Raw genomic sequence first — 15,199 nt, forward strand, 5'->3', positions numbered from 1 at the left:
TTAAAATTCAACATTCAATCCAAATGAACAAATTCTATTCTGCGGATAAACAGCAGCACGTCCATCTCCTTCACGTTCTGGATCCAAACCATAAAATTTTGTAAATGTCAATAAGTTATCCCCTGAGAAATAAACCCGGACTCTCGACATCTTTACTTTATCCGTAACTGATTTAGGCAAAGTATAACCGAACGTCAAATTCTTCAAACGGAAATAAGAAGCATTCTGTAGCATATAAGTGTTTGATCTGGTATTCTTATTTCCGCCCAAATTATCAAAATACAGACGCGGATGCTTAGCATTATACGGATTTTCTTCCGTCCACATGCCTTCTACATATTCACGTGTCGGAGCAGAACCTTGGCGGAATGGATAAATTCCCCACTCATTTGTATACCATTTCTTACCCGAAACACCTTGTCCTTGCAAAGACAAGTCAAAACCTTTCCAGCTAGCACCGGCATTTACAGAATATTCAAATCCGGGGAAACGTCCGGAAATAGGCACACGGTCATTGTTGTCAATCACACCATCATTATTCTGGTCCTTATATTTCAGGTCACCTGGCAACGTATTATCATTAAATTGTTTCGGTGAATTTTTCACTTCATCTTCCGTCGCAAAAATACCGATACACTCCAACATATAGTATTCATTATAAGGAAGTCCTTCTCTTCTCAAATTATAACCGCTGATTTCTTCCGCGCCAAACTTAGTCAATTTGTTTCTTGAACGGTCAAAATAAACACCGGCATTGTATTGCAAACCTTTGAAGACACCATCCGTAATCATGTTGTTATAATTGAAAGCAATTTCAAAGCCCTTGTTTTCCACTTCCCCATTATTGACAGTCGGAGCATCCAAACCTAAAATACCTGATACTTGGGAAGAGCGTAAAATGTCTGAAGTCACTTTCTTATACCAGTCAAATGTCACATTCAATCCATTGAAAACCTGCAAATCAACGCCAACGTCGGTAATTGTAGTCGTTTCCCATTTGATATCACGGTTTGCATACGCTTTCTGCTGATAACCCACTGTTTCTGTTTTCTTATCAAACGGATAGTTAGAAACACCGGCAATCATTGCCTGATAAGGATACAAACCAATGTTTTGGTTACCCAACTGTCCCCAAGAAGCACGAATCTTGGCATTATTCAACCAATTCAGATTCAAATCTTTTATAAAATCTTCTTCGGTAATACGCCAACCGGCAGAGAATGACGGGAAGATACCCCAGCGATTTTCTGAAGAGATACGAGACGTACCGTCATAACGCATATTTGCTTCAAACAAATAACGTTCTTTAAAATTATAGTTCAGACGGGCATAAACAGACTGAATAGCCCATTCTTCCAACGTACCCGAATTCGACCAATTTGCATTAGAACCAGCATCGATTACCGGTAAATCGAACGCATACTCTTTCCGAAATGCCCGTACCGTTTCATACTTTTCAGACTCTTGGCTATAACCTACCATAATATTGAAGTTATGATACTGGTTCGGAGTTGTAAAATCATACTTCAAATAGGTATACAAATTCGTATAAAAACGACGCTGGTCTTCTACCGTCAAACCGTTTGCGCCTCTATCCAGATAACCGGTTTGTTCACCTGTATGATAATCATAAATAGGGACATCAGATCCTCCCCATTCCTTCCATTTGTTAGATTGTAAGCGAACAGCACCTTTCGTGTACCAAGTCAACCCTTTAGCCAAATTGATATCCAACCACAATTGAGCATTCACATCGAAATCCTGATAATTCTTATTCGTACCCGTGCCAATGATAGCCGGCATATTTTTATTGTGAGATTCGTGCGAATAAGCAGAACCTGTCCAACGGGTCATCCCTGAACCATCGTCAGGCAACCACGGCATGTAAGTCGGGGCCTGTGACAAGGTTGACAACAACACGTCACTTTGTCCCTGACGAGGTTCATCACGATCACCATACATCAAATTGGTATACGTTCCAATCTTGATAAAATCCGTAATTTGTGAAGTCAAATCGACCGTTGCATTATACTTTTGATAATCGAAGCCTTTCAACGTACCCGGTTGGTCTACGAAATTCAAAGCCACATTATATGTAGTCTTTCCTGCATTGCCAGCGATCGACAAATTATGGTTTTGAACAACAGCCGGATCAAACATATAATCCAACCAATCAAAATTAGGATATTGTGCGCTACCACCTCCATTCCGGTAAGCATCAATCTGTTCCTGGGTATAACGTTCTCCGGCACCGGAATTCTTCTTGGCTAGATTATACAATTCCATATATTCGGCAGAATTAGTCACCAAATCATACATACGGGTCGGATTATAAATAGCTACATTGCCATGATAAGCAATATGCGCTTTGCCATCCCCTTCTGCCCCTTGTTTCGTTGTGACAAGGATCACACCATTGGCAGCACGCGCACCATAGATAGCAGCAGAAGCAGCATCCTTCAATACCGAAACACTCTCAATCATGCTCGGATCCAGGTTAGAAATACTGCCCGGAACACCATTTACCAATACCAGCGGATCGGAACCGGCATTCGAGAAAGTACCCTGGCCACGCACACGGAAAGTGGTTGCTTCAGCACCCGGTGCACCCAACCCCTGGTTAACACGCAAACCCGGAACTTGTCCTTGTAACATGGTTGCCGCATTCGTAACCGGACGTTTCGTCATTTCTTCACCGGTTACAGCCGTTACCGCACCTGTCAGATTCAATTTCTTCTGCGTACCGAAACCTACCACAACGACTTCATCCAAAGCCTGTGAATCTTCTTTCAAAATAACAGAGATAACCGACTTTTTTCCAACCGGAATAGTTTGTTCTATATAACCTATATAGGAGATCTTCAATGTAGCTCCGTCAGGAACATCCAATGTAAAGTTTCCGTCCACATCTGTAACCGTACCGATTGTCGTTCCATCCACTACTACGTTTGCCCCGATAACAGGTTCATTGTTTGCATCCAAAACACGACCAGTGATCCGTTTAGTCTGTTGCATCACTGACTCCGGTCCAACTTTTCCGGCACGAGTAATCACAATATGACGATCGTTGATTTCATACCGCACATTCCGTCCGTTAAACAACACAGCCAATACTTCATTGATCGATTTATTATCGAGAGAAACAGACACTTTTTCATCCAGATTCAGGTCTTTCACATCCAGACTGAATGAAAATTCACTTTGGCTCTTGATGGATTCAATAGCCTCACGAATCGTGGCATTTTTAAGATTTAAGGAAAGCATATGTTCAGTCGCATACGTGCTTGCACTTAATGTAAGCGTCCCGGCAACAAGAAATACACCGGCAAGATTGGCCAGACGTCCTGCTCTTGTAGCCAATAAGTCCTGAACAGATTTTCTAAATGTTTTTTTCATACTTCACTTGTTTAAGATTTAACTTTTTAATTACTTAAGAAATGGGGTATTTACGGTTATTACCCCTTTTGTTAGATTTGCTTTTACTTCATTCACATTCATTTTAAAGATTAGACTTAATGTTATTTATAAATTCTAATAAGTTCCGGCTTTACCTCATATCTGAATTTATTTCCGGAGGATAATATTTCCAAAACTTTTTCGACGGTTACGTTCTCTTGAAAATCCGAATAGTAAACTATCCTCTTCAAAGATTCTTTCTCTATCCGGACAGGTATATCATACAGGCGTTGCAGTTCTTTAGCTATTTCTTCCAACGACACTTTGTCAAATATCATCGCTCCATTCCGCCAGTTCTCTATATGGCTGGCATCCACCAAATCGACTTGCATTGCCAGATCTGCCTTCCTTAATGTGAACCGCTGGTTCGGTTTCAGCACGACCGGGGCGGCATCGGCCAGAAAATCTCCGACCCTTACCGCTCCTTCTTTGAGGGTTACTTTCACCTCAGAGTCTTCTTCATAGGATTTCAGATTGAACTTTGTACCGAGTACTTTAACTGATAAATTGCCGGTATTCACCACAAAGGGTAATTCTTCATTCTTACTTACTTCAAAATATCCTTCCCCCGATAATGCCACATTTCTTGATTCCTTCGCAAAATTCGAATCATATTTAACTTTACTTCCGGCATTTAACCAAACAACAGAGCCATCCGGGAATGTAACTTTAGATTTTGCCCCAGCAGGAACCTCTACTACATATTCTTTGTATTCCTCAACCGCTTCCACTGCCGTTTTCTCCGATTGCCATAAAAAGAATAGAGAAGAAATACCACAGAGCAAAAAGACAATCGCCACAGCAGAAACTCTGAATGCATACTTATAGAAGTTTATCCGGTTGGATGATTTATTTTCCTTTTTAAATTTGCTAATAGCTTTTTCTACATTAAAATCATCCGCATTAGATACAATACCGCCTGCTTTCCAGACAGCAACCGTATCATGGAAATAAGTTCTGTTCTCCGGAGCTTCTTTGATCCATTGCTTCAATGTAACATGGCCTTCAGCATCTAAAGTACCATTCAGAAAAGATTGTATGTAGTTTTCTATTTGCACCATTTATTTAATTTATGAGTAGAAAAACTTCCCCATCATAATTAAAGGCGCAAAAAAAGAGAAGGAGGGTATATGGACTTTCATATTTTCCATATAAATCCACTCACCAACAATTTTTCTTCATTCTGAGGTTTGCGGTTGAATTCATGTATTACCCCCTAAAATAAACTTTCAATATTCCAGAACCAATTGGGCATTAAGATCATTCAGGCTTGATACACAGGTAAAAGAAACAATAATTACTTCGAAAGTTATTTATTGATTGTAAAAGACCTTATGAAGCTATCGTGAGATAGTTCAAGAAACTTTCATTAATTACTGAATAGTTGCTTATATATTTGCTTTTGTTAAATAAAGCAAATCTTCTATAGCATAATGAGTGGGTAGTTGATATCCATTTACTAATATTGTAGGGGTTGCACTAATTCCTGTTACTTTTTTCCATTTAATATGTCTGTCAAATTCTTCCTGTACCACAACGCTTTCCAAATCCAATTTATATTTGTCAAATATCTCTTGACTTGTATGGGAAACATTACTAAACCATTCATCATAGATGAGAGAGGCTACCTCTATTGGTTTATTTATATAAACAGAGCAAAGGAACTTATTTGAAATATCCAGAGATTCATTGAATGAAGAAAATATGTATTGTACAGAGATATCGTTTCTAGCCTCTAATAGTACTTTAACACGAGTATGCATTTTCCTGCAAGGAGAACAATGAGGATTTGAGAAAATTGTTATTTTAAATTTTGCATCCGGATTTCCAAAAAGAATATTGGAATCATCTGCAGACACAGAATAATAGGGCTGTTGTTTTAATAAAGTAACAAAAACACCTTCATTGATTTTCAATGCATTTATTTTATATGTAAGTATTCTCTTTTGTTTTGCCTGTTGATATAATGTAGACAATAAATTTATAATGATTATACAGAAAATAAATAAGCATCCGACTATGCCGAATCCGATAAAATTGAAATTTACAAAAGTCAAATAACCAGAAAATAGTCCTGTTATAAAATAACTCCCTAATATACACTGAACAGAAAGACAAAGTATACACCAAGTCTTCATTTTGTATTTTTGATACCATATACTCCAAAACGTATATGGGAGTGTAAAGAGGTTCATGATGCATAAATAACGTACCCAACTGGGATTCAATAGAATTACTAATAAATTGAATACAAAATAGCTGAATCCAATTTCAGCCCAACTTATTAATCCCAATAGCTGCGAATATTCAGATGTCAAAATATTATTACAATCTCCCTGTTTTAACATGGAGCATATATAATCAGCAGACCGATTGTATCCATTGATTTCTTTTGATAATAACAAAAAACTTATGTATACCCCTATCAGACTCAATATCAATAAAATACTTGTTTTTATATTCAGATATATACTATAATCAATATAGAAAAATAATAGAAATGACATCGCAGATAAAAATAACAGAGATTTGGATAATCTCTTGAATATCTCATTTCTTCTATTCTTTGAATAATTCGGTTCTATCGATAAATCATCAGGTTGAGCTATTAAAACAATTCCGTTCCATTCTTTCAGAAAACTATCAATTGTAAAATTGATCTTCTTATCATTCCATAGACATTTTACTTCTGCATTTGCAATTTCAAGAACAATTACAAAACTCTTACCGATACTAGTAACAAAAGGAGTTTGAGGTAAATTGTCTATTGAAATATCTTTCACCCGTACCCCTCTGTTTTCTATACGATAATGAGTTAGCATTGTAGAAAGTCCGTATAAACTATTATTATAGGGATGTTCTTCAAAGTATTTCTGACTATATACATTTGTATGTTTTACTTTCAACACTTTTAAAAATGCAGTCAACAAGTTATTTTCCATATATTATTTTCTCCATTTCATTCCCCATAATATTTAACTGATAATATTTTTCATATCGCATTCTACTATACCTGGAAAAAAAAGATCTTTTTATTTCATCATACAATAATTCTTCTATTTTAATAGCAAGTTCGTTTATATTTAGTATTTTTTTATTATCTTCCTCTTTTAAGTGTATTTTATATCCGGTTTTACCCTCTTCGATCATTTCGGATATACCACCGGCAGTTGTTCCTATCAGTGGCAATCCATGCATCATCATTTCAATAGCGGCATAACTACATTGTTCCGTATATGATGGTAATACGCCAATTGTCGCTATTTGATAGAACTTATATACATATTCTTTATCGATTAGTCCGGTAAAAGTTATTTTACTCCAAAAACCCTGACACTCTTTCAAAAACAAACTAATATCGCCACCTCCTACTAAAACAAGACGTGTATTAGGAGTCTTGTTTACGATTTGCTTAAATGCTTGAATTAATTCAAATATTCCTTTATACGGATCTAAACGCCCTACATATAAGATAATCCGATCATCTTTATTAAATGACAGTCGCATTTTTAATAATTGTTTTTCCATTTTAGAAATAAAAATCGCTTCATCTTTCAATCCATTGTAAACAATAGATATTCTATTTTCTGTTAATTGATAATAAGTTTGCAACAACTTCTTCGTTTCTTCAGATAAACAGATGATCTTATCTACATGATTGAAAATAAACCTATCACGTTCTATTAGTTGATGAATATTAAATTTATCGACAATAGTGTCCTCTAAAGAAGAAAGGTCATTTAGAATATTTGTATCCCATTTTGCCAGGTAATTAAGATCTAAATAGTGAACAACAAAAAATATATTTATATTATAGTACTTCTCTTTGAGCAATCGTATAACTTCATCATGTATAAACAGATTAACAAGAAATATACTATCCGATGTATTTTTTAAATAAGGTTCTAAAAGATAAAAAATATTTCGATAGTATCTCTTCTTCTTTTTTATCAACATTTCCCATTGAATAGGAATATGATAAATAGATATAGAATTTTTCGACTCAATAATAAATTCTTTTTGTTCAAGGCATATATCTATAATATAAACATTCAAATTAGTCTTATTCGTTAAATAGATTGCAAGCTGTTTAATATAGCTATTAACGCCTGTATTATTTCCTAGAGACGTTTCATTTAATATGTAGACATTCTTATCCATTCAATATCAGATTTAATCCACAACCTGCATATCCATCTATTAATCCCAGTTTCTTATGATCAATTTTATCCACTTCAAGGTTATTTGATAATAAATTTCCCAGAAGAAAGTCTGTAGAATAATTTATTATTCCTTTTTCTTTATAAAGTATAAAAGAATTTGCAAGATCGAAACTTTCTTTCGTGCTATTCCTGCGTATTACATTTTTACTTGCTTCATATAAATCATTTAAATAGATCTCATCAAAAAAAGAATATGACATTTTATTTGACAAGCGGCTCAATACATAATGTAAGATTCCGGAGAGACCGGAAGTTAAACTTACGTCTGTAAGTCTATATACATCAGTTTTCATGATTTCCAAATCTATATCTTCTAATAGATCACCGGTATTATCAGATAAGAAATTGTGTTGTGCCAAATATTCGAATCCCCAACCAATACCACAATATCCATTTTTAAAATCAAAAGACAATTCGTTATGAATATCTTCAAAAAGATCATGAATCAAATCTTCTGCAACTTGCTGGTAGAGATTATTCTTTGTATAAGAAGCATAATGGAAGAAAAAAAGAATAATCCCCATTCTTCCATGAAGAAGTCCTAAATTTTCCTCAAAACTACTTCTGATTAATAAATTATCAGCAATTTTTGAGAGTAAAAATTCTTTTCGATCGATCATAAATCACAGAAAATATTTGGAAAATGTGTCAAAAAGCCATTAAGGAACGTAGACTTTTAACACATCTTCCCATTTTTTATTGGAAACCTATCCCCATGGACCTGTTGCATCTTTGGTAGCACATACGCAACTAACAGCAGGACCATTTACATGGTTTAATGGAACACAATATCTAGGCATTGACCTAGGAATACCCTTCGAATCATTATAAGTAAAATCCGGACAAGAACCTTGACAAACACCTGCATCAGGAGTACAACCTCCATAATCAACAACATGTCCTCCATAATCTGTATAGCCACCAATAACAGCTTTCATCTCATCATCTTGCATTACTCGCTGAGAATCATTTAATTTCAATTTACCTAAACTCCCCATGTTTGTAATAATTTATTAGTTTATAAAATATATAAATTTAGTCTTTTTACTTTACAGAAATCTCTCCCTTCCAATAGATCAATTTCCCTTCCTCAGATAATCCTTCCAATACGATCATATAAGGAGAGAATGTCTGATCAGACGTATAAAACTGAAATTCGCCGGATTTACTTTCTGTTGTCCGAACATCCGGACTCCAATAAAGCGTAGAACGGTTATCTCTTTGCGAGTAATTCTTTTGTTCTTTTGCTTCGTATTTCGGCGAATAAAATTCTTTTATAACCTGATAGCCTATAGGCGCTATTGTCTGAATATTTGTTGGTGAAACAACTTTCTGATCAACAGGGAGCATACTCGTTGTTATAAGTATGGCTCCAGCTACGCCATTTGCTCCCATTGTTGCGATACGACCACCTTTTACAACTTCCATTTCGGCTATGTATTGCGGCATCAGGGCATTTAACTCATTTGCATCTATCGGCACATTGTCCATCAATAAATATGCACGAGGAGGAGGTATTGCATTAAAAGGATTTTCAGATGGAATATAAGGATAAACTGTTGGTCCATCCCTCCAAATAGATACACCGGTTAGATGTTGAAGCATCTCCATCACACTGCCTGGATGATACCTATTTATTAAATCTTTTCCACTAATAGACTTATTGAATTCAGAAGAATAAGGACTTTTTGACATATAAAAAAATGGTCTCTTTTTTATCCTTGAAGCCGTTACTTCCACCTCACCCAATTGGTATGTACGTGCGATATCTCCTTGACTGAGTATTTGAATTTTTTTCTCTGTTTCTGCTTGTATCCACTCTCTTTCTGGTTCTCTTACCGCTAATGGAAAAGGATTTACCGTTATTCCCAGGGAATCTTTTTCGACTTCCAGCAAAACCTGACTTTTCCCTTTCGGCGTACTTCCCTGTACTACAAAGATCGTACCGTCAGCAAACAAGATATTGTCAAAACAGAAAGAACCGTTTTCCTGCGTTTCACTTTCCACAAATTTCTCGCTCGCTGTCGCAAACAGGCGGACAGGATAATTAGGAGCCGGCTTGTTTTGGGATATTCCCTGATACAGCATTCCTTTGATTTGTTGGAACGTTTCAGGGCTACTTCCCGGAATTCCCGCCTTACCTTGTAGTACTTCCGCTATTTTATAACGGCTCCATCCTTGTGTCAACAACAAAGCATCCAACTCTTCTTGCTTTTCGGCATAGTCACCTGAAAAATAATAGGCTGGTGATTCAATATATCCTTTCAACTCCGATGTCAATAATAGAGTGGAAAGGATATTCATTCCTGTATCCATTCTTACGACATTTGGATCTGTTACCGATACGGATAATGTGGTGGACAGGGGGATGTTTTGTTGATCTAAAACCTCAATCTTGGCTTTTACCTGTTCACGACTACTGTAATACTTCTTATTTGTTTGAAAATTCACGACCGTTTTTTCTCCTTTGTTGAGACTGAAAACCAATCGTTCACTTAATGGGAGATTATTCTCATCCGTTAACAGAAGCTGTAATACACCTGTCGGAAACGATCTTTGAGAAAAACGAAGAGAATTTCCGTCTTCCCAATACTTTTCCCATCTTTTACTGTATAGGATTTTACCACGACACAGGATAGTCAGGTATAACGGTTTATTTGTCGTATTTCTGCTATCCTTATTGATTGAAATATAAAGATTGTCTTTCCGCCAATAAGCCGAAAGCGTACAGGCGTTCGGTGTCACAGAGGGCAACGTATATTCTTTTTTTAGTCCCTGCCTGTTCCAACAGACCATATAGTAACTAAGAGATGGGTCATAAAAAAAACGGATGATTCCCATTCCCAGATGCAAGGAACGGAATTCCTTCACTACCGTATCGCCCAGACTATTTAAAACCACTCCCCTTATATCCTCTCCCAGACCATCGGTGTTTAAAGCTTTAAAAGCGATTCGTGACTGGGTACCGCCAGGCAACTCCCCTCCTTCCGGAAAGAAAGATACATCATAGTCTTTTTTCGATGCTGGAATATATATGTATTGCCCTTGTGTACGTCCACCGATCGTATATTGAAAATGAAGCATGTTCTCCGGTGGAGTATCCTCCAACTTAAACACGAAATGCCCGTCCTGAACGGTTGGCACTTGTCGTACTTTATCTTCCTTTTCGTAAAACTCAACTTTATCCGGTATAATTGATTTCCCGTTGTTAAACTCTTTAAAATGTAAATCGGCTATCAATTCTCCTTTTCTATCTCCGGACTTAAAGACGGATTCCACCGAATAACGCATAGAAATGTAATTATCAATAGTCAATTTCTTCTGAAACAAGTATTCTTTCTGCTCCTTATACATATATCGGGTATAAACACACAGGCGATAATCTCCGCTATGTAAATCTTCCGGCAAGTCAAGATATCCTTGGAAGATCCCATTCTCTTTTATTATCTTAATTCTATCGACCAATCGGTTGTGCGGATCCAACAAGTCGGCATACACGAAATTACTCAATGTGGATAGAGTATGCATACAGGCATCTACCAGGAAAGCTCTAAACCAAATAGTGTCGCCGACCAAGTAGTTAGACTTGTCTGTTTGAACATAAATTTTCTCCTGAGGAAAAATGTTTTGTTGCTGCAAAAAGAATTCGGGAATAGAATCCGGAGTAATCTCTTTTTCATTACCTCTTATTATAGTAACGGTTATAAAAAGGGACAGAAATATATATATTCCAACGTGTTTCATATAATAATGGCATATGAAGGTTACTTTAATTCCAGATTGTGCAATATAAAAATAATTTATTATTCATAGCATTTTTGCGCCCGCCATTTATGTTAAATAAAGCAAATATCAAACTAGCCATTTCCAAGTTGCAATTTCTCGAAATAAATCACTTCTATCCATTCTGCATATTCGAAGGAGTTCTTTCTTTAATGTCAAACTCCGAGATTGATTTACATAACCTGAATTCAACTCTCTTGGATGATATAAATGATATATACAACCACTCACACGGGAAACAGGTATATCCAATAAAGTAAGCCGTTTCAAACGCTCCACATCTTCCGGCCCCCAACCGACAAAATATTCATTCTCCATGCCAACTTGCATATATTTTTCACGATTAATTACATACAGGCCTCCAACAGTCAGTTGACCGAACATCATTTGACACTTATTTTTCTTTGCTAATTCCTTCCAATCCAATGTTTGCCGAAATCGATTGCTAAGATCGGGAGAGAGGGTATAACAAATGCCGTCATACGGATAAGATAATACAGCTCGACATTTTCTAATATCATCTACAGACTTGTATAATTGTACTACAGGTACTAATATATCTGTATCCCATACAATGACAATAGGAGTTTCGGCCAACTTAATCAGCTCATTCCGGTAATGTGTATGGTAAAATATCGGATTTTCATCTTTTTGAAACAGATATCTTACCTGTTCACTATCATTTAAATGAACGCGTTGAATCTGATCTGCTTCTAGAATAATGAAATGTGCATTTGTTAAATCGGTATACAATCGTATTATTGTCTGCAAATTTTGAATTCGTATATTACTGTCTGCACGTATTGGTATGATAATTGTGGCATCACTCATATTTATTTCGATCGGTTGATCACTTACCATTACAGACAAAGATTCATTTTGCTTTATTTTATTCAATAATTTCAATGCCAATTCATTACAAATATCATGAGAAATAAACTTTCGAATAAACATTTCTATATCAGACCGCTCTTGCAGACTCGACGGCGGTTTTACTTTCTTTTCGAAGGAAGAATATCCGTTCACTCCAAACTTCGCTAATAAAATATCTAATATGGATAATAATATGGTTCTATTCGTTACTGTAGACAAATTTTCATCGTTAGCACCAGGATCCTCTAGCCTGGCAAAAAAATAAGAAGCAATTCCCAGCAAGCCTGTAGCATGGCTAAAGTCCGTATGCTGTTGTAAACAGACAGTAGAAAAAAGATATCGATCAAATTCCGAAAGAACTTCATCTCCATTCGCATCTATCAAACCTGTACAAATCATATATTGAATTCCATACCCTATCCCTGCCAAACCTGTCGAATAATCCGGATAGCGATCAGTATCATAATCGGATACGGTATTCTTTATGATAGATATTGCCTTATCCATATTCTCTGTTCTCCTTTTTGATAATAATCGAATCGCATACAAAATATCAGGATGTATATTTAGTGGTATTTTCATATCATTTTTCGTTATTTTTTTATGTTACTCCATAACACATACCATTCATCTTCACCGACCTTCGAACTAAATGAGCATTTTGTTTTATTCGCTATCCGAAGACCTTTTACCCAATTAAATAAATCTCCGAATATCTCATCATTTATTTCAATAGGTTCACAAACTGTAGCCTCGTGATAATGTGTATGAATCGCAAAAAGACAATCCGATTTGGCAACTCGCTGTAACTCCTTGGATACCTTTACCAAATCATCTACATGGTCAATGGCATTGACTGATATAATAACTTCAAAAAAATGATCGTCAAAAGGTAATCGTTCAGCATAAGCCTCTATAAAACGGACTTGAGGATATAGATGATGCGGAAATCCCAACTTGCAATAATCCGACATCAATGGGTCTACCGCATACAACTCGCATCCCTCAAAGCAGATGCCACTAGGTATCGGACCGGCACCGATATCCAATACTTTTTTACCTGTAAAGATAGAAGAATGCAATTGTAAATCATGTAAGTATTTAGGTTGTTGATGTAATTCCGTCCACGTCAGGATCGCAGAATAAATCGGATTATCTTTTATAATTATTTTCTGTTCGGATAAAGGAGCTGGTGTATTATATAAATAAGAGATTTTATTATCATACCATAGTAAATATTGACTGATCTCTTGTTTCCAAAAGTCAGTTTCAGCTTTACGCTTCTCCTCCAACCGATAACCTTCTATAAACTGATTCATAGAAGAACGATCGCCCCATGTTGAAATATACTCTCTCAACTCGACAACCTCCATTTTACAGATATTCAAAAACTCTTCCCGATTTCTTATTTCCAATTTTTCACTTGCATAACGAGAATTTTTCCCTCGAGGATGGTAAAGATGATAAAGGTCACCTTTTATCCGAGTAACCGAATATCCCAATATTTCCATTCGTTTGACGCGTTCTAAATCTTCCGGTCCCCAACCATAAAAATGTTCATTTTCTCCGCCAGCTTGGACATACACACTACGGTTTACAAAAAAAGCGCCTCCGCAACTATGAGTCACTAAATATTCATAAAGCAAAGTCGTTTCTGTCTTCTCCATTATAAATCGATTTGTACTTTCCGGTGATAACATCACAGTCCGGTCATTATAAGGAATACTAAATACTGTTTTCTTTGTCTTAATTGCTTCTATTGCTTCTTGTATTTGACAATCCGAAACGTATACATCTGTATCCCAAATGCCAACAATCAATGATCGCACTTGCCTAATGGCATCATTTAGATAACGTGTACGATAAAAAACAGGATCAGTATCCTTTATAAACCGGTAATATACATTGGGATAGGTACGTTTTAACATATAATGTTGCCGACTGTCTCCTTCTATGATACAGATTTCTCCATTTTTTATTCGACTTAATTGTTCTACTACAAAATCCAAATTACGTTCACGCTCCTTGGAGTCAATCCGTACCGGGATAATAAAACACACTTTTTCATAGTCTCTAAGTAAATCTCCAGTTCGTAAGGGACAAATTCCCATTGAATGTAAAGCCCTTATTTCTTCTATTTCTGAATCTGATAATATGTATCCACTTCGATATTCCTCAACTAAGTGATCAAATAAAAGAATTATACCTTGATGTATTCGTAATTCGGACAACCTTCTTTTTGGCGATCTCTCACACAGGATACGAAGCCTTAAATAATATAACCAATCGGCCCATGGTAGATAGGATCCTTTAAGATAATTATCCAATTTTATTAGTATCTGCCGATCTATTTCTGAAAGAGAATCATCTATATCACCTTCCACATAATGGTGATAATGTAAATAAATAGCACCACAAGCTATTCCTAATATACCATTGCCCAATTGCATAGGCATTATGACGGATATTTGGCTTATTATCTTATTTAATAATGCTTCTGCTTGTTTATGTAGCAGCAGATCCCCTAAAGAACAAGCCGACTGATACATGGTAATTACCTGTTTCATGGTAGATGATACTTTATCTAGAATAGTATTCATGGCTGTTATTTTATTTGATGTGCTAGATTGCGCAATATAGAAAGAATTTATGATCTAATTATTTTTTACACTCATTATTTACGTCAAAGAAAGTAAAGATTAAACTCTGAGATTGATTTATAAATGCCTCCTATGCCTCGTACGAAAAATAGTCAAAACGATTAAATATTCGTACTAAAACAATCTTTATGACACAGTATATACAATATTCATAACCCACCAATCAAAATAAACCGACCTCCCAGACAAAAACAAATCACATTC

General features: G+C 35.9%; 9 protein-coding genes. All 9 read right to left on the reverse strand.

Annotation, left to right across the window (positions count from 1 at the left end):
* The 9 genes from K6V26_RS20485 to K6V26_RS20525 all read right to left on the reverse strand — a co-directional run bounded on the left by K6V26_RS20485 (window position 1) and on the right by K6V26_RS20525 (window position 14,935).
* Complete coding sequence (locus tag K6V26_RS20485) at window positions 1-3,396, reverse strand: TonB-dependent receptor (RefSeq protein WP_122329044.1); 3,396 nt, start codon at window positions 3,394-3,396, stop codon at window positions 1-3.
* Window positions 3,397-3,518: 122 nt separating this feature from the next.
* Window positions 3,519-4,517: a FecR family protein gene (locus K6V26_RS20490; RefSeq protein WP_010801436.1), complete on the reverse strand. Its 999-nt coding sequence runs from the start codon at window positions 4,515-4,517 to the stop codon at window positions 3,519-3,521.
* Window positions 4,518-4,844: 327 nt separating this feature from the next.
* Window positions 4,845-6,398: a vitamin K epoxide reductase family protein gene (locus K6V26_RS20495; RefSeq protein WP_048315728.1), complete on the reverse strand. Its 1,554-nt coding sequence runs from the start codon at window positions 6,396-6,398 to the stop codon at window positions 4,845-4,847.
* Window positions 6,388-7,617 carry a glycosyltransferase gene (locus tag K6V26_RS20500; RefSeq protein WP_010801434.1) on the reverse strand — a complete coding sequence of 410 codons (1,230 nt, stop codon included), beginning with the start codon at window positions 7,615-7,617 and terminating at the stop codon, window positions 6,388-6,390. The genes K6V26_RS20495 and K6V26_RS20500 overlap by 11 nt, the downstream gene beginning before the upstream one ends.
* Complete coding sequence (locus tag K6V26_RS20505) at window positions 7,610-8,299, reverse strand: lanthionine synthetase LanC family protein (RefSeq protein ID WP_010801433.1); 690 nt, start codon at window positions 8,297-8,299, stop codon at window positions 7,610-7,612. Before K6V26_RS20505 ends, K6V26_RS20500 begins: the two co-directional genes overlap by 8 nt.
* A gap of 87 nt (window positions 8,300-8,386) precedes the next feature.
* Window positions 8,387-8,677: a hypothetical protein gene (locus K6V26_RS20510; RefSeq protein WP_010801432.1), complete on the reverse strand. Its 291-nt coding sequence runs from the start codon at window positions 8,675-8,677 to the stop codon at window positions 8,387-8,389.
* 46 nt (window positions 8,678-8,723) lie between these two features.
* Window positions 8,724-11,423 (reverse strand): MG2 domain-containing protein, encoded by a 2,700-nt coding sequence (locus K6V26_RS20515; RefSeq protein WP_224263705.1) that lies wholly within the window; start codon window positions 11,421-11,423, stop codon window positions 8,724-8,726.
* A 108-nt stretch (window positions 11,424-11,531) separates the two neighbouring features.
* Window positions 11,532-12,917, reverse strand: coding sequence for a galactosyltransferase-related protein (locus K6V26_RS20520; RefSeq protein ID WP_010801430.1), 1,386 nt, complete (start codon window positions 12,915-12,917; stop codon window positions 11,532-11,534).
* Between the two features lie 11 nt (window positions 12,918-12,928).
* On the reverse strand, window positions 12,929-14,935 hold the full coding sequence (locus K6V26_RS20525) for a methyltransferase domain-containing protein (RefSeq protein WP_052334433.1): 2,007 nt from the start codon (window positions 14,933-14,935) through the stop codon (window positions 12,929-12,931).
* Window positions 14,936-15,199: the final 264 nt, after the last annotated feature.

This window comes from Parabacteroides goldsteinii (genome assembly GCF_020091425.1).
Classification (GTDB): Bacteria; Bacteroidota; Bacteroidia; order Bacteroidales; family Tannerellaceae; genus Parabacteroides; species Parabacteroides goldsteinii.